The following is a 16,915-nucleotide window of genomic DNA, read 5'->3' on the forward strand; positions in this document are numbered from 1 at the left end:
TGAGTATAACATAGGCACTTTTTCCTGTATAGGCTAGATTTCGCATTATTAAACACGAGATAACACCGTATTTGTAAAGTATCTTACTCGTCGCCTGAAACAAAAATAATTTTTGGTTTTGGGAAGGGTGTCAAGGGGATGGTTCTCTATTTAGACCTGCACCGCCTGGCGGCTGCGCAGTTTGTTGATAGCTGTCTCCAATCCCTCCACCGTCAAGCTTTCCATGGGGAAAATCTCGGCGATCTTGCTAATGGTAAAGGTCCCCTCCATCCAGTTCCAATAGTTTTTGGGGATAGGATTTAGCCACACTGAATATTCAAAATGCTGGCGCATGCGTTTAAGCCAATCAATTCCAGGTTTATCATTGTAGAGGCCCCACTCAATAATCCCCCCGGGCCGCATTAGTTCATAGGAAGACATGCTGGCATCACCCACAATGATAAGACGATAATCACTATCATAAGTTTTTAAAACATATTCCGTTTCCGTATAATCAGTCAAACTACACCTGGGGCCATGGTAAAGCCAATCATAGATGCAGTTATGAAAATAAAATATTTTTAAGTCTTTAAAATGATTGGAGCGGTTAACTGCTGTAAACAGCTGGTTGCACAGGCGGCTATAAGAAAGCATGGAACCTCCTGAATCCATCAACAACAACACCTTTATCCCATTCTCGCGCGGTCTTTCCCAGACTAATTCCAGCCTTCCCGCATTATTGCAGGTCTTGTCGATGGTTCCATCCAAATCCAGTTCAGTCCGGGCTCCATCCAGACGGGTAGTAAACTGCCTGAGCTTCCTCAAGGCTACTTGAAACTGGCGAACTCCCAGGGTTTCATCGGTGCGAAACTCCTGGTATTTCCTCATCCCTGCTACCTTAACGGCGGAAAGGCTGCGGGTATTGCCTCCGATGCGTATGCCACCGGGATGATAACCGGAATGACCAAAGGGAGAAGTGCCCCCGGTACCTATCCAGCGGTTACCACCGTGATGTTCCTCATTTTGCTCCGCCAGTCTTTCCTCCAGCAGGCGTTTAAGTTCATCCAGATCCAACTGCTGGTGATTGGCGCGCATGGCTTCAGTTACTTCCATCTCCGGTAATTCCTTGTCCAGCCATTCCCAGATTTTTTCCGGCAGACCTTCTGGAGTTTCAATATCACCGAAGAAACTGGCAAAAGCCTGATCAAAGCGGTCATAGTGGGCTTCGGTTTTAACCAGAACCGCCCGGCAGAGATAATAAAAGCCGGTAAGGCTGGAACCGGCCATACCTGCTTCCAGAGCCTCCAACAATAGTTGCCATTCGTTGAATGAAACCGGAATGCCGAAATCTTTAAGGGTATAATAAAATTTCGTAAACATAATAAACCTCGCTTTTCGGGCAAACTGTATAAATGCTTAATAAGAAAAGTGAGGAGTGAGGCGTAAGGGGTGAGGGGTTAATTGATTCCTACTACATCTTACTATTTCAGCACCTACTAACTCACTTTTCATCAGTGGTTGTGGCCCCAGGGCCATGGGGGGTTTGTAAGTTTAACGATAGTTTAGCGATTGTTTAACCATCGTTTAACCATTGTTCAACCACCGCTTAACCATTGTTCAACTACCGTTCAACCATTGTTCATCATCATTAGCGATAGCGACTATAGCTGCCCTTGGCATTCTGTACCCTGCTCTGGGCTTTGCCATGTAACTGGTTCAGTATAATGTCCAGGTCTTCGTTTTTCTTGAGCAGCACCCCCAGAAAGGGCAAATCCTGTTTTATCTTGTTGGGGCTAATACCCCCGATAACCAAGGCCTGCAGCCAATCAATAAGCTCACTGGTACTGGGACGCTTTTGCAGGTTGGGGATACTCCTCAACATATAAAATGTCTCCATAGCCTGTTCCAGCAGCCGTTTTTCCAGGCGGGGATGGTGCACGGCCACAATCTTTTCCATGCCTTCCGGATCGGGAAAGGCAATATAATGGAAGATACAGCGGCGCAAAAAAGCATCCGGCAGTTCTTTCTCGGCGTTACTAGTAATTATAACTATGGGACGGTTGGCAGCAGTAATAGTTTCCCTGGTTTCGGGAATATAAAAACTCATCTGATCCAACTCCCAAAGCAAATCGTTGGGGAACTCCAGATCAGCCTTGTCAATTTCATCTATCAGCAAAACCACCGGCTCGGATGCCAGGAATGCCTCCCCCAGTTTCCCTAATTTTATATACTTCTTTATGTCAGCTACATCACTTTCCCCAAACTGGCTGTCATAAAGGCGTTGCACCGTATCATATACATAGAGTCCTTCCTGGGCCTTGGTTGTTGATTTTATGTTCCAGATTATCAGCTTTAGCCCTAGCGAATCAGCAATACTCTGCGCCAGCATGGTTTTGCCGGTGCCAGGTTCCCCTTTTATCAAGAGGGGCTTCTGCAAGGCAATGGCAATATTAACACTATTTCTTAACTCATCTGAAACTATGTAATCTGATGAGCCTTTATAATCAACTGCTTTCCTAGCCATATTTATGATTCCTCCAATTACGTGAATATTTTCCCATGGTCAACTCAAATACTAGCAGAAATAGAATTACCCGTCAACGAACCGCAGCAAGCAGAAGTAGTCAAAATTTCTATCCTTTAAATCCTTCTTTATTATATAGTCATGGTTTGCCTAAATATACCGCTCCAGCGTCCTTAATAGCGACCGCAGGGAGCATCAGTTGTGCCCGACAGGGCGCTACGCATGGGCAATCCTCTACCCATAAAGTAAAGCAGCGTTTTTCCCGGCCAGGTAGCCGGTAGAAAAGGCTGCTTGCAGATTAAACCCCCCGGTATAGCCATCAATATCCAGGATTTCTCCCGCAAAGAATAAAGCTTTTACCAGTCTCGATTGCATAGTACGAGGGTCTACCTCCTTGACATCTACACCGCCGGCAGTAACGATAGCCTCATCAATCGGGCGGGTTGCCAGCACTGTCAGTTCAAATTCTTTTAAGAGCTGCAGCAAATTTTTTCTCTCCTGCCGGCTTACCTGGTTGCTTTCTTTCTGAGGATCAATTCCGCTGAGTCGAACCATTAACGGGATAAGCTTGCGCGGTAGGAGATCATCCAGCGAATTTCTAAATTGTCGGCGGGAATATAGAGCCAAATCCCTCTGCAAGCGCTGATCCAATGTTTCCTCGTTCAAGGCCGGCTTAAGGTCCAGAACCAGCCTCACCTTCTCCTGGCGCAAAAGCTCTTCACCTATATCCCGGCTCATACTTAATATTATAGGCCCAGAAACCCCAAAGTGAGTGAAGAGCATTTCCCCAAAATCTTCATTTATCTTTTTACCCTTACTGCTCCAGGCTATGGCCCGCACATTTCTCAGGCTTAAACCCTGTAATTCCCTAACCCAGCTTTCTTCAACCACCAGAGGAACCAGGCCGGGTCGAGGTTCAATTATGTGATGGCCCGCAGTAGCAGCCCATCTATAGCCATCGCCGGTGGAACCGGTACGGGGATAGGACATTCCGCCGGTGGCTATAATTACGGCATCAGCCAGCACCTTTCCCTTCTGGGTCTGAACTCCAATTGCCTTTCCATCCTGAAACAGCAGCGCTTTTACCCCCTGTGATTTATTAACATCAACCCCCAGCTGCTCCAGATTCTTATATAGAACCCGAACCACATCACTGGCTCTATCGCTTTGAGGGAATACCCGCTGGCCTCTTTCTACCTTGCAGTCCAGACCATGTTCTTGAAAAAAGCGAATCAAGTCCAGGTTGGAAAAAGCATTGAGAGCCGTAAAGAGGAATTGGCCATTACGGGCATAACCCGCAATAAAACGCTGGCGTTCTTCTTCTGCTGAAGTCAAGTTGCATCTTCCCTTGCCAGTAATCGAGAGTTTCATCCCCACCCTCGATTGCTTCTCCAGCAAGAAAGCCCGGGCACCATATTCCGCAGCAACTGCTGCCGCCATCATTCCGGCGGCTCCCCCTCCCACTACCAGAACCTGTTTCAAGGCAGAACCCCCTAACCTTCAAATTTATCTCATGGGGTGTGTAGGGAACGACCCCCGTGCCCCCTTACCCCTCACTCCGTTACCCCTTAAATCGCCTTGTTTATGTTTTTCCCATCTGTTACAATTCATTTATGAGTACACTATGTACAAGCCATTAGGCGATTGGAGGTATATGAATATTGGAAAAACCAGCTTCCCCAAGTTTCCCTAAAACTATCCTTGTTATTATTGTTTTAATACTCGGATCTATGTATTATTACGCAGCATATGTTGATTCTCCAGAACCGGAGAGAACCGTAAAAGAATTTTACCAGGCCTACTTTAGCCGCGATTTCGAATCTGTATCCCAGAATCTCAGCGTTTTCTGGTCGGTACGCTTACTTCCTCAATATGCCAATCTTAGCCCAGTTCAATTACTGGAAAAAAGAGATAGTATCGAAAAAGATACCAGTCAGACTATCGCCGAAATGGAATCCCAAAACCAGCTTCCCGAAAACATTTCTATTAATATTATGCCCGAATATACTCAAGAAGGCGCCAATAGTGCCATAGTAGTTTACAGCTTCCAGGAGAATGGGAAGCCTTCCGGTATGGAACTAGCCATTCTGATTAAGGAAAAAGGCCGTTTTAGAATATTTGCCCTGACCCCGGTAGCTCCCCAGGATTTGCCCCAGATAAAACAGGAGAGTATTAAGGAACTGGATGATAGTTTTCAAAAGCTTTTAAGCAGTAATTAATAGCGTACATTTACAAGAGCTCAGTCAAAGACTGAGCTCTGCTATTAGCATTGCTCGAAGGAAAAACACTCTCGGCCCGCCGATGTCTTTCACCCTCATTAGTTTCTTCCTTTGTGTCTGCAGCCCCAATATTCCATTAGTATATTTTATAACCCCTCACTGGGGCCTAAAATGGAATTCCCCGTTACTTTACAAGCACTGCCCATAACCGTTCCCGGATGGACAATAGTGCCAGACCCTATCTTGCATTGCCGACCTATTGTACAGTCCTTTAGGACAGAAGCTGGGCCAATTTCGCTTTGCTCCCAAATTACAGTATCCTTGATTACTGTACCGGAACCAATACGACAACCCCGCCCAATTACTACATGACCTAGAAAATTAACCTCATCTCCTAGCTCAACATCCTCACCCAGCAAAACACGCGATTTCCCTTTATCCTCCAGAACGATCCCGCCTGGTTTCATCGCCACTCGTCCCTGTAATACATCTACATTAGCCTGCCGGTATGTCTCGATATTACCCACATCACACCAATAATCCTGAGTGGAAACAGCGTAAAAAGGCGCTCCCATTTCGACCAGTTGGGGAAAAAGCTGGCAACCGAAATCATAGAATTGAGCCGCAGGGATATATTTAAATATTTCCGGTTCAAAAACATATATTCCTGTATTAGCCTGATGGCTAAGAGCCTCTTCCCGGCCCGGCTTTTCCTGAAATCTGCTTATTCTGCCATCTTCAGCAGTTAAAACCACACCGAACTGCTCAACATTCTCCACCTCTTTTAATGCTATGGTGGCCAGAGCCCCTCTCTTACGGTGTTGGGCTAAGAGTTCGCTGAGGTCCATATCGGTCAAGGCATCACCACTTATTACTACAAAAGTCTCATCCAGAAACCATTCGCATTTTTTAACCCCACCGGCGGTTCCCAGTAGTACCTCTTCCGGCGAATAAAGCAGCTTTAAACCAAAGTCATGGCCATCGTCAAAATATCCACTGATAGACTCTCCCTGATGATGAAGATTGGCAATTACCTCTTTAAAATGGTGCCGGCCCAGAAGTTCCACGATATTTTCCATCAAGGGCCGATTAGTCATGGGAACCATGGGTTTGGGTGTATCTTTAGTAAGTGGCATAAGCCTGGAACCAACACCTGCTGCCATAATCATTGCTTTCATTTCATTCTCTCCAAACACTGATGTCACTGCAAAAGCTATAAATATGCATTAGCGTTCATATTTATACCGCTCAGCTACCTCAATAGCGACACCCGAAGGGTGGAGCAGGTACCCGCAACCTTAATAGTGACATCCGAAGGATGGAACACCAGGAGTACCCGAAGGGTGCAGGGTGCTACATTAAAAGCGACCGAAGGGTGTGTAGGGGATGACCCCCGTGTCGTTCCGAATCAGGCTTCGCCAGCGCTTTGTATATTTATGCAACCCTTATGCAACAAGAGGGGTTTTTGCAGTCAACATTATAATACTGTTTATTTATTCTTTGACCTAATATAGCACAAAAAACATAGGCCATAAAATAAGAATAGGACTCCTATTAGAAGTCCTAAACTATTTTTGGCCTCGTACAATAATCAATTAGCAAATAGTTAAGGTGAGTATTAATCTCCCCGGTAATGAATTTAAAACGATCATATTCTCTAGCTTTTTCCTGGCACCTTAACTCTCCAATAGTATGTTGTAACTGTTCGATACCCCTGATCATTCTTTCCCTATCATCTTCCATAATATAAAAAGCCAGTTCACTTAGCTCTTCATATATTTGCCTCATGGCATTCTTATCATTACAAGATTCATCCAGATGATTAACCAGTGAGAGTATCGCCCGGTAGCAGTTTTTTACCGGGCTGTAATTATTCATTTGCCTTCCCCTTCTCCCAGTCTTTTTCTACATCTCGTTACACTTTACACATATTGTAATCGATGCCATTATTACCAATGCAGCACCATTTAACATTTTAATTTAGCCATCTACATCAGTCAATCATTTTTTTAGGGAAAAAAGGAATTAATTTCGACATTAACTTTTTTTGTATTAAGTATTTTGAATAAGTACTAGCTAATTCAAGTTATTTGTTTTTTAAATAGCAAGTAATTAATACTATCGACTATGGCCTGCCAGGAGGCTTCAATTATGTTCTCGGAAACACCTACCGTACTCCACTTGCTCTTCTGGTCGGCGGACTCGATAAGTACACGAACCCGCGCAGCCGTACCTTCATTGCCGTTTAAGACCCGTACTTTATAATCGCTCAGGTGCATCTCGCCTATTTCCGGGTAAACTTCGGTAATAGCCTTACGCAAGGAATTATCCAAAGCATTGACCGGTCCATCGCCCTCTGCCGCAGTGTGGAAAGTCTTCTCGCCAATAGTCAGCTTGACCATGGCTTCAGCGGTTATGGGGGAGTCTTCATTCTTTTCAATTATGAGTTTAAGATTCTTAAGTTGAAAGAAATCCTCATACTGCCCAAAAGCCTTGCGCAGGAAGAGCTCCAGCGAGGCATCGGCGCCTTCAAACTGCAGCCCCTGGCTTTCCATTTCTTTAATCTGTTTTATCACCCGGCGGGTTTCATGGTCATAATTGTTTATATCAATATTCAGCTCCCGCGCCTTGTAAAGCAGGTTGGATAAGCCGGACAGTTCAGAAACCAGAACTCGCCGGTGATTCCCAACTTCCTCGGGATCAATGTGTTCATAGGTCAGAGAATCCTTTAAAAGAGCATTAACATGTATTCCGCCTTTATGGGCAAAAGCTCCATAGCCTACAAAAGGCTGGTTGTTATGATGAGGCATATTAGCTATTTCACTAATATAATGAGAGACTTCCGCCAGTCGTTTCAAATTCCCGGGAGGAAGCACCCTTTTATCCATCTTTAACTCCAGGTTGGGAATGATGGAACAAAGATCAGCATTGCCGCACCTCTCCCCGTAACCGTTAATGGTTCCCTGGACCTGGGAACAGCCCTGTCTTACCGCTATAAGGGAATTACCAACTGCCGAAGCTGAATCGTTATGAGCATGAATTCCTAGGGGTACCCGAGAATATTTCTGTACTTCTTTAATTATTTCCTCAATTTCCCAGGATAAGGTTCCACCATTGGTATCACAAAGAACCAGGTATCCGGCACCAACTTCCTGGGCAGCTTGTAAAACCTGCAAGGCGTAATTTGCATTATTCTTATAGCCGTCAAAGAAATGCTCGGCATCAAAAAACACTTCCATCCCCTGCTCTTTCAGATAGGAAATGCTTTCTCTGATCATATTCAGGTTTTCTTCGAGAGTAGTTTCGAGAGCCCGCAAAACATGAAAATCCCAGGCCTTGCCAAAGATAGTGACCGTAGCAACACCCGCCTGTTGTAGGGCTTGGAGATTAGCATCCTGCTTGACCCCAATCCCGGGTTTGCGGGTGGAGCCGAAAGCGGTAATACGCGCATGCTTTAAGTCCAAATTCCTTACCTGGTTGAAGAATTCCAGGTCTTTGGGATTGCTTCCCGGCCAACCGCCTTCAATATAAGCAATACCTAAATAATCAAGTTTTTCTACTATCTTGAGTTTATCATCCAGGGAAAACGATAACCCTTCACCCTGGGCACCATCGCGCAGGGTGGTATCATAAATTAACACATCCAACTTTTTATCCCCAAATGGCCTTCCTCCTTAATACTATTTTCTAGTTTATTTCATTGCAAAAATTATTAATATTATTTTGCTTGGATATTTATACAACCCTTATGCAACAAAAGCGGGTTTTTACAGTGGAGTCATATTAAGTACTTACTCCTCACGGCTCACCCGTCTAAACATATGCCTATATGGTTAAGCATGTTCTTAAATAAGCACTTGTTAAAGAATCCTAATCTTGGCTGCCACCAAATCACCTATTTCTTCCGTATTCAGCAAAGTTTTGCCTTCTTCCATCAAATCGGGGGTACGGTAACCCTCCTCCATTACTGTTCTAACCGCCTGCTCTATCAAGCGGGCTTCTTCCTCCAGGTCAAAAGAATAGCGCAACATCATGGCTGCCGATAGAATGGTGGCCAGCGGGTTGGCCTTTTTTTGCCCGGCTATATCCGGGGCGCTGCCGTGGGAGGGTTCGTAGAGGCCCACTTCTCCACCAATAGAAGCACTGGGCAGCATACCGATGGAACCGGTCAGCATAGATGCTTCATCTGTTAGTATGTCACCAAACATATTCTCGGTAACAATAACATCAAACTGGCGCGGATTTCTAATCAGTTGCATAGAGCAGTTGTCCACATACATATGGCTAGTCTCCACATCAGGATAATCCCGGGCCAGTTTGTTAACCGTTTCTCTCCATAATCGGGATGACTCTAAAACATTGGCTTTATCTACCGAGCATAGTTTTTTTCCACGCTTGCGGGCCACCTCGTAAGCAAAGCGAACAATCCGCTCAATCTCAAAAGTGGAGTAACTTAGAATGTCTGTAGCCTTCTGTCCTCCATCCGAGGTTTGCTCCCTCTTTTTCTCCCCAAAATACAGGCCTCCGGTTAGTTCTCGAATTACCATGATGTCTACTCCATCGATAACCTCTTCTTTGAGGGTGGAGGCATGCACCAAGCCGGGAAACAGTACGCTGGGGCGGAGGTTGGCGAAAAGTCCCAGTTCTTTGCGCAAGGGCAGGAGAGCTCCCACTTCGGGACGCAGCTGTACCGGGAGTTTATCCCATTTTGGCCCACCGATGGCCCCCAGCAACACGGCATCAGAGTTGCGGCAGGTATCCAGGGTTTCCGCCGGCAGGGGATGCCCCACGGCATCATAAGCCGCCCCGCCAATCAGGGCTTCATTAAACTCAAACTCATATCCAAAGCGCAGGGCTATGGCCTGCAATACTTTAAGCGCTTCCGGTACGATTTCCACCCCTATGCCATCTCCGGGCAATACCGCTATCTTATACATTAAATTAACTCCATCCTTCCATTGCTTTTGTATAATTAAACCCCTTTTCCCTTCACATAGTTGATAAGGCCACCTTTAGCCATAATCCCCTGCATGAATTCGGGGAAGGGCATGGCCTGAAACTCCTTACCGCTGCTCAAGTTTTTAATATGCCCGCTTTCCAGCTCAATTTCCACTTCATCTCCTGCTTTTATTCCCTCTACCGCCGCCTCACATTCCAGTATGGGAAGCCCGATGTTTATAGCATTGCGATAGAAGATGCGGGCAAAGGAACTGGCAATTACGCAGGATACCCCAGCTCCCTTTATGGCTATGGGTGCGTGCTCGCGGGAACTGCCGCAGCCGAAGTTTTTGTCGGCCACGATGATATCTCCAGGTTTTACCTTCTGGGGAAAATCCGGATCAGCATCCTCCATACAATGTAGGGCCAGCTCCCGGGGATCAAAAGTATTCAGGTAGCGTGCCGGTATTATGGCATCAGTATCTATATCGGCACCAAACTTGTGCACCTTGCCGCTGTATTTCATAATGAAAAAACCCCTTTCTTGGTTTAAGCATCGGAAGAAACTGCGAAACAGTTTCAATACACCGCTGCAACGAAGCGGGGGATTAAAAGCCCGCTGCCTGTTTTATTAGCCCGGACGATTAAAGCCCGGACGATTAAAGAAGTGGGGGATATATTTCCTCCTCGTTATAGCTCCCAGGGAGCAGTAATTCTGCCCTTAACAGCACTGGCCGCTGCTACCGCCGGGCTAGCCAGGTAGACTTCACTCTCCGGGTGGCCCATGCGCCCAACAAAATTACGATTGGTGGTAGCCAGGGCTTTTTCCCCCCGGGCCAGAATTCCCATATGCCCCCCCAGACAGGGTCCACAGGTAGGAGTGCTGACGACAGCCCCCGCTTCTATAAAGGTCTCAATATAGCCACGGCGCAAGGCTTCCAGGTAAATCTCCCGGGTTCCGGGGAAAATAATCACTCTTATCTCCGGGTGTACCTTTTGCCCTTTCAGCAAGGAAGCGGTAATTTCCATGTCTTCAATTCGACCATTGGTACAGGAACCTATAACCACCTGATCCAGGCTTACATGAGTAGCCTCGGTGACCGGACGGGTATTCTCCGGTAGATGGGGAAAAGCCACCACCGGTTCCAGCTTAGATACATCGTATTCTTTGATATCGAAATACACGGCATCAGGGTCGGATTGATAAAGTTCAAAAGGCCGCTTAACCCGCTTTTTAACATAGTCCAGGGTAATCTCATCAGCAGCGAAGATGCCATTCTTGCCGCCGGCTTCTATGGCCATATTGGCCATGGTAAAGCGGTTATCCATAGAGAGATTCTGTATAACCTCACCAGTGAATTCCATAGACATATAACGGGCGCCATCAACTCCAATATCACCAATGGTATGCAGTATGAGGTCTTTGCCTCCTACCCAGCGGGGCAGGTGGCCATAATAGACAAACTTAATACTCTCGGGAACCTTAAACCAGGCTTCACCGGTAGCCATTCCCGCCGCCATATCGGTAGAACCCACTCCGGTAGCAAAGGCTCCCAGGGCTCCGTAGGTACAGGTGTGGGAATCAGCCCCGATAATCAGGTCACCCGGAACTACCAGACCCTGTTCGGGCAAGAGGCAGTGCTCTATTCCCATCTGGCCGATTTCAAAGTAATTTTCTATCTCATACTGGCGGGCAAAATCCCGTAGTATCTTACACTGTTCCGCTGACTTTATGTCCTTGTTGGGAGTAAAATGATCGGGAACCAGTACTACCCGGCTCTGATCGTAGACCTTATCTATACCCAATTTCTTAAATTCTGCGATAGCTACCGGGGCGGTTACATCATTACCCAGCACCAGGTCCAGCTGGCAATTTATTAGTTCCCCGGGCTCCAGCATTTTACGCCCGGCATGCCTGGCCAGGATCTTTTGACTGATGGTCATTCCCATGTTTTACACATCCTTTAAGTAAATATTCAAGCCATAGCCCGGTGCTTCTCGTAGTAATACTTATTGATAGCGTTTATATATGATTTTACACTGGCTTCAATAATATCGGTACTGAGGCCCCGGCCATTGTATATCTTGCCGCCTATCTCAATACGAGATATTACCTCCCCCAATGCGTCCTTGCCACTACTGACCGCGTTTATTTTAAACTCATGCATCTTGCCATAGATGTCTGTTATCTTATCCACCGCATGGCAGGCGGCATCAACCGGTCCATCGCCGGTGGATGCCGCCTCAAAAACCATTTTTTCTATGGCCAGTTTAACCGTAGCTGTTGGCACAATGGATGTTCCGCTGCAAATCTGCAGGTAATTAAGAGTAAACCTTTCGGGAATAGCCCAGACCTTGTCTTTTACCAGGGCTTCCAGGTCATCATTGGTAACCTCTTTTTTCTTATCAGCTAGTTCTTTGAAATCCAAAAAGGCCTTTTCCAGTTCCTCATCTCCCAGCCGGTAACCCAATTCTTCCAGCCGTTCTTTAAAGGCATGCCTTCCTGAATGCTTGCCCAATACCAGGTTGCTGCTGCTTATGCCAATCAATTCCGGGCTCATTATCTCGTAGGTGGAACGCTCTTTTAAAACTCCATCTTGATGGATACCAGATTCGTGCAAAAAAGCATTCTTGCCCACTATGGCCTTATTAGCCTGCACTTCCATCCCGGTGAGACTGCTGACTAAACGGCTGCTACGGTAAATCTCATTGTAATTTATGTTGATTTCCTTATCATAAAAAGCTTGGCGGGTGTAAAGGGCCATTATGATTTCTTCCAGGGAGGCATTGCCGGCTCTCTCGCCGATACCATTAACGGCACACTCCACCTGCCTGGCTCCATTACAAATAGCGGCCAGGGAATTGGCCACCGCCATGCCCAGGTCATTGTGACAGTGAACGCTGACAATAGCTCGGTCTATATTGGGAACCCGCTCCATTACTGAGCGGATAAAGTAACCGTATTCTTCCGGAACCGCATAACCTACCGTGTCAGGAAGGTTGACTACCCCGGCCCCGGCTTCGATTACGGCTTCAATCACCTGGGCCAAAAAGTCCAGGTCGCTACGGGAGGCATCTTCCGCGGAAAACTCTACATCGCTGCAAAACCTGCGGGCATATTTAACTGCTTCCACCGCCTGCAGCAGAACCTCTTCGCGGGATTTCTGCAGCTTGTATTTAAGATGTATATCAGAAGTAGCCAAAAAGGTGTGAATTCGGGGAGATTCGGCCCCTTTAACTGCCTCCCAGGTACGGTCAATATCACCGCGGGTGGCTCGGCATAAACCAGCAATAACCGGACCTTTTATATTTTCCGCTATTGTTTTTACCGCTGCAAAGTCGCCAGGAGAGGCAATGGGGAAACCGGCTTCGATTACATCGACCCCCAGGCGGGCCAATTGCCCGGCAATTTCCAGCTTTTCTTCCACATTGAGGCTAACCCCGGGAGATTGCTCTCCATCCCTCAAGGTGGTATCGAAAAGATATATCCTCTTTTTATCTCCCATCCATAACTCCTCCATATTTACACTAACCCCTGCCCAGGGGCCATAGACGAAAAGCGAATCCGTCTTCCGTCTTCCGCCTTCCGTCCTCGCTGTCTAAGCTTTCTATTTAGTCTCTTTCAGCCAGGGCATCATACCCCGCAGCTCGGCTCCGACTTCTTCAATCAAGTGTTCCCGGTTTTGTCTTTTCAGGGCATTGAAACGAGGACGACCCACCATGTTCTCCAGCAGCCAACCCTTGGCAAAACTGCCATCCTGAATGTCCTGTAAGGCTTCATACATGGCGTATCTTGCTTCTTCCCCGATAATTTCCGGTCCCTTGGTATAATCCCCCCACTCAGCGGTATCGCTGATGGAATAACGCATATAGCTCATACCGCCTTCATACATCAAATCCACAATAAGCTTAAGCTCGTGCATGCACTCAAAATAGGCAATTTCCGGTTGGTAACCCGCTTCCACCAGGGTCTCAAATCCGGCTTTTACCAGTTCAGTTACCCCGCCGCAGAGAACGCATTGTTCACCAAACAGATCGGTCTCGGTTTCTTCCTGGAAACTGGTTTCAATTACTCCGGCTCGGGTACAGCCAATGCCGCAAGCATAGGCCAGAGCCAGGTCTTTTGCTTTTCCGCTATAATCCTGCTGCACTGCTACCAGTCCGGGAACTCCGGCCCCTTTTACATACATACGGCGTACCAGGTGCCCGGGGCTTTTGGGGGCTACCATAAATACATCCACAAAAGCCGGGGGTACAATCTGTCCAAAGTGAATATTAAATCCGTGGGAAAAGCCCAGGGCATTTCCTGCTTTAAGGTAAGGCTTGATTTCCGCATTATAGACCCGGGCCTGCACTTCATCCGGGAGCAGTATCTGGATTACATCCGCAGCTTCCGCCGCTTCCGCCACACTCATCGGGGTTATTCCGGCGGCGATTACGGCATTCCATTCTTTTTCGCTGGCTTCGTCAAAAGGTTTCCTAAGGCCCACTATGACATTAAGTCCACTCTCTTTAAGGTTCTGGGCCTGGGCGTGTCCCTGGGAACCAAATCCCATAACTGCTATGGTCTTTCCCTTCAGATTCTCCAGATTGGCATCTGCATCATAAAACATTCTAGCCATTAATATAACCTCCTTTAAATTTTGATTTTGCTGCAAAAAGTTAATAATATTCATTGGTTTGTATAAATATACCGCTCGCAGTCTTCGCATGGGCAACACCTGCGGCTTGTCTCGCAGCTCAAGGGGTACCGCGCTAATCTCCCGTCCTGGTCAGCAGCGCTCTCGCGACATCCTGTCGCTCGCCCCCTTTCGCCTGCTCGCCTTCGCCGGGTGTTGCATCCCATGCTTCGCCAACGCTCGCTTTGTATATTTATGCAACCCTTCTGAATCAAAAGGTTTTTTGCAGTGGAATAAATTTTTAATTACTTGCCTCCGCGAATCATGGCGATCTTGCCGGTTCGCACCATTTCGATTATACCGAAAGCGCGGAGGGAATCCTCTATAGCTTCAATTTTTCTGGAATCTCCGGTGACTTCTATTATCAATGAATCCCGACCAATGTCTACTATACGTGCTCGAAATATATCCACTATCTGTACAATCTCAGCCCGGACACTGTTGTCGGCTTTAACTTTGATTAAAACCAGTTCGCGGTCAACTGATCGGGCATCGGTAAGATCGTTTATTTTAATTACTTCGATAAGTTTATACAACTGCTTGGTTACTTGTTCGATTATCCTGTCATCTCCGGTGACTTCTATGGTAATGCGGGAAATCGCTGGGTTTTCTGTAGCCCCCACCGCCAGGCTCTCAATGTTGTAGCCTCTCCGGCGGAACATGGTGGTGACCCGGGTTAGGACCCCAGGACGATTTTCTACGGTAACCGCCAAGGTATGTTTCTTCATGATTAATCCCCCCCCAGCATATTCATAAGGGATCCACCTGGTGGTACCATGGGATAGACATCAGCTTCTCTCTCTACCCAGAAATCCAGAACCACCGGGCGATCCTTAACTTTAAGGGCTTCCTCCAGGGCTTCCCTAACCTGGGACGCTTCTTTGATACGCCGGCCTATGGCCCCGTAAGCTTCAGCTATTTTTACAAAGTCCGGTTGATGGCTCATATCAGTATAGGAATAACGCCCTCCATAAAATAAACCCTGCCACTGTCTAACCATACCCAGGAAATGATTGTTCAAAATACAGATAATAATAGGAAGCCGGTATTGTACTGCGGTACCTAATTCTTGTATATTCATTTGAATGCTACCATCACCAGCGATATCTACAACCGGCAGCTCGGGACAGGCAATTTTGGCGCCGATGGCGGCCGGGAATCCATAACCCATGGTACCCAATCCCCCGGAACTTAAAAAACTGCGGGGATGCTTATAGTGATAATACTGGGCGGCCCACATCTGGTTCTGCCCTACCTCGGTACAGATAATGGCCTCCCCCTGGGTTAGAGAATAGACTTCTTCGATTACATGCTGGGGCATTATCCTTCCTTCAGAGGAATCCCCATAGCGTAAGGGATATTCCTCTTTCCAGCGGTGGATGGTTTCATGCCATTCGTTTAATTCCTCCGATTCGATTGCTTCCAGCCGCTGGTTTATAGCCGCCAGCACTTCCTTGACCTGCCCTACGATGGGGACTTCCACCTCCACATTTTTCCCAATTTCGGCAGCATCTATGTCAATATGAATCACCCGCGCATGGGGGGCAAAGGTATCAATCTTACCGGTAACCCGGTCATCGAAGCGCACCCCTACCGCTATAAGCAGGTCACACTCACCAATGGCATAATTAGCGTAACGGGTTCCGTGCATGCCCAACATCCCCAGAGAGAGATAGCTGTTGCCGAGAAATCCCCCCATCCCCATTAAGGTAGTGGTAACCGGTATTTTCCTTTTCTCCGCCAGTTCTCTCAGCTCTTCCGCCGCATTCGAAGAAATAACTCCTCCGCCAGCATAGATTACCGGGCGGCGGGCTTTTTGAATATAGTCTACGGCGGTAATCACCTGGTTGGAATTGTATCCCTTTACTACGCGATAACCCCTTATGTTAATGGCTTCTTCCGGGTACTCAAAATCTATTTCCTTTTCCATTACATCTTTAGGCAGGTCAACCACCACCGGACCGGGCCGGTTGGTACGGGCAATATAAAAGGCTTCCTTCACTATCCGAGCTAGATCCTCCGTCTTCTCCACCAGGTAATTATGTTTCGTTATAGGAAGGGTTATACCGGTTATATCCGCCTCCTGAAAGGCATCTCTACCGATTAAAGAGGTTCCAACCTGTCCGGTAAAACAAACCAGGGGGATCGAATCCATGTAGGCAGTAGCTATTCCGGTAACCAGATTGGTTGCTCCCGGACCTGAGGTTGCTATGCAAACACCTACCCGGCCAGTTGCCCGGGCATAACCATCAGCAGCATGGGCGGCTCCTTGTTCATGTCGGGAAAGGATGTGCCTGATCTCTGATTTATACAGGGCATCATAAATGGGTAAGACCGCTCCACCCGGGTAACCAAATACGGTATCCACTCCTTCCTTTTGCAAACACTGCAGTAAAATCTCGGCTCCTTTTAATTTCACCTAGCTCACCTCCGCTTTATTTTCTATAAAGTAAGACTTGCTTCAGGTGGAGTTTTAACTCCATCTGAAGCTTAGTCGCACTTATCCAGAAACTTTGTCGCTATTACTCCCGACTATAGAGGCGGGAGTCTTAGAGCGAGTTAGTCATCGGATAAAA

14 protein-coding genes are annotated in these 16,915 nt (G+C 47.1%); 1 reads left to right on the forward strand and 13 read right to left on the reverse strand.

What is annotated here, in order from left to right:
* Positions 1-150: 150 nt before the first annotated feature.
* From SWOL_RS11030 to SWOL_RS11040, 3 genes are all read right to left on the reverse strand, one after another.
* Positions 151-1,359, reverse strand: a complete 1,209-nt coding sequence (locus tag SWOL_RS11030; RefSeq protein ID WP_011641515.1) for a vWA domain-containing protein — start codon at positions 1,357-1,359, stop codon at positions 151-153.
* Positions 1,360-1,627: 268 nt separating this feature from the next.
* A complete protein-coding gene (locus tag SWOL_RS11035) occupies positions 1,628-2,503 on the reverse strand; it encodes an AAA family ATPase (protein ID WP_011641516.1) in 876 nt (291 codons plus the stop codon).
* A 234-nt stretch (positions 2,504-2,737) separates the two neighbouring features.
* A complete protein-coding gene (locus SWOL_RS11040; protein WP_011641517.1) occupies positions 2,738-3,985 on the reverse strand; it encodes a BaiN/RdsA family NAD(P)/FAD-dependent oxidoreductase in 1,248 nt (415 codons plus the stop codon).
* Positions 3,986-4,164: 179 nt separating this feature from the next.
* On the opposite strand from SWOL_RS11040, the gene SWOL_RS11045 reads away from it, so the two are divergent.
* A complete protein-coding gene (locus SWOL_RS11045; RefSeq protein WP_011641518.1) occupies positions 4,165-4,722 on the forward strand; it encodes a hypothetical protein in 558 nt (185 codons plus the stop codon).
* 146 nt (positions 4,723-4,868) lie between these two features.
* On the opposite strand, the gene SWOL_RS11050 is transcribed toward SWOL_RS11045, so the two are convergent.
* The 10 genes from SWOL_RS11050 to ilvB all read right to left on the reverse strand — a co-directional run bounded on the left by SWOL_RS11050 (position 4,869) and on the right by ilvB (position 16,758).
* Entirely contained in the window at positions 4,869-5,900 is a 1,032-nt protein-coding gene (locus tag SWOL_RS11050; RefSeq protein ID WP_011641519.1) for a nucleotidyltransferase family protein, read from the reverse strand.
* Between the two features lie 385 nt (positions 5,901-6,285).
* Positions 6,286-6,600, reverse strand: a complete 315-nt coding sequence (locus SWOL_RS11055) for a hypothetical protein (protein WP_011641520.1) — start codon at positions 6,598-6,600, stop codon at positions 6,286-6,288.
* A gap of 203 nt (positions 6,601-6,803) precedes the next feature.
* A complete protein-coding gene (gene cimA, locus SWOL_RS11060; protein WP_011641521.1) occupies positions 6,804-8,369 on the reverse strand; it encodes a citramalate synthase in 1,566 nt (521 codons plus the stop codon).
* Positions 8,370-8,582: 213 nt separating this feature from the next.
* Positions 8,583-9,659, reverse strand: a complete 1,077-nt coding sequence (leuB, locus tag SWOL_RS11065; protein WP_011641522.1) for a 3-isopropylmalate dehydrogenase — start codon at positions 9,657-9,659, stop codon at positions 8,583-8,585.
* Between the two features lie 35 nt (positions 9,660-9,694).
* Positions 9,695-10,186, reverse strand: coding sequence for a 3-isopropylmalate dehydratase small subunit (gene leuD, locus SWOL_RS11070; RefSeq protein ID WP_011641523.1), 492 nt, complete (start codon positions 10,184-10,186; stop codon positions 9,695-9,697).
* A 164-nt stretch (positions 10,187-10,350) separates the two neighbouring features.
* Positions 10,351-11,610 (reverse strand): 3-isopropylmalate dehydratase large subunit, encoded by a 1,260-nt coding sequence (leuC, locus tag SWOL_RS11075; RefSeq protein WP_011641524.1) that lies wholly within the window; start codon positions 11,608-11,610, stop codon positions 10,351-10,353.
* A gap of 26 nt (positions 11,611-11,636) precedes the next feature.
* On the reverse strand, positions 11,637-13,166 hold the full coding sequence (locus SWOL_RS11080; RefSeq protein WP_011641525.1) for a 2-isopropylmalate synthase: 1,530 nt from the start codon (positions 13,164-13,166) through the stop codon (positions 11,637-11,639).
* 102 nt (positions 13,167-13,268) lie between these two features.
* Positions 13,269-14,282 carry a ketol-acid reductoisomerase gene (ilvC, locus tag SWOL_RS11085; RefSeq protein WP_011641526.1) on the reverse strand — a complete coding sequence of 338 codons (1,014 nt, stop codon included), beginning with the start codon at positions 14,280-14,282 and terminating at the stop codon, positions 13,269-13,271.
* Positions 14,283-14,584: 302 nt separating this feature from the next.
* Positions 14,585-15,067, reverse strand: coding sequence for an acetolactate synthase small subunit (ilvN, locus tag SWOL_RS11090; protein ID WP_011641527.1), 483 nt, complete (start codon positions 15,065-15,067; stop codon positions 14,585-14,587).
* Positions 15,068-15,069: 2 nt separating this feature from the next.
* Positions 15,070-16,758, reverse strand: coding sequence for a biosynthetic-type acetolactate synthase large subunit (gene ilvB / locus SWOL_RS11095; RefSeq protein ID WP_011641528.1), 1,689 nt, complete (start codon positions 16,756-16,758; stop codon positions 15,070-15,072).
* Positions 16,759-16,915 lie beyond the last annotated feature (157 nt).

The organism is Syntrophomonas wolfei subsp. wolfei str. Goettingen G311, assembly GCF_000014725.1.
Taxonomy (GTDB): domain Bacteria; phylum Bacillota; class Syntrophomonadia; order Syntrophomonadales; family Syntrophomonadaceae; genus Syntrophomonas; species Syntrophomonas wolfei.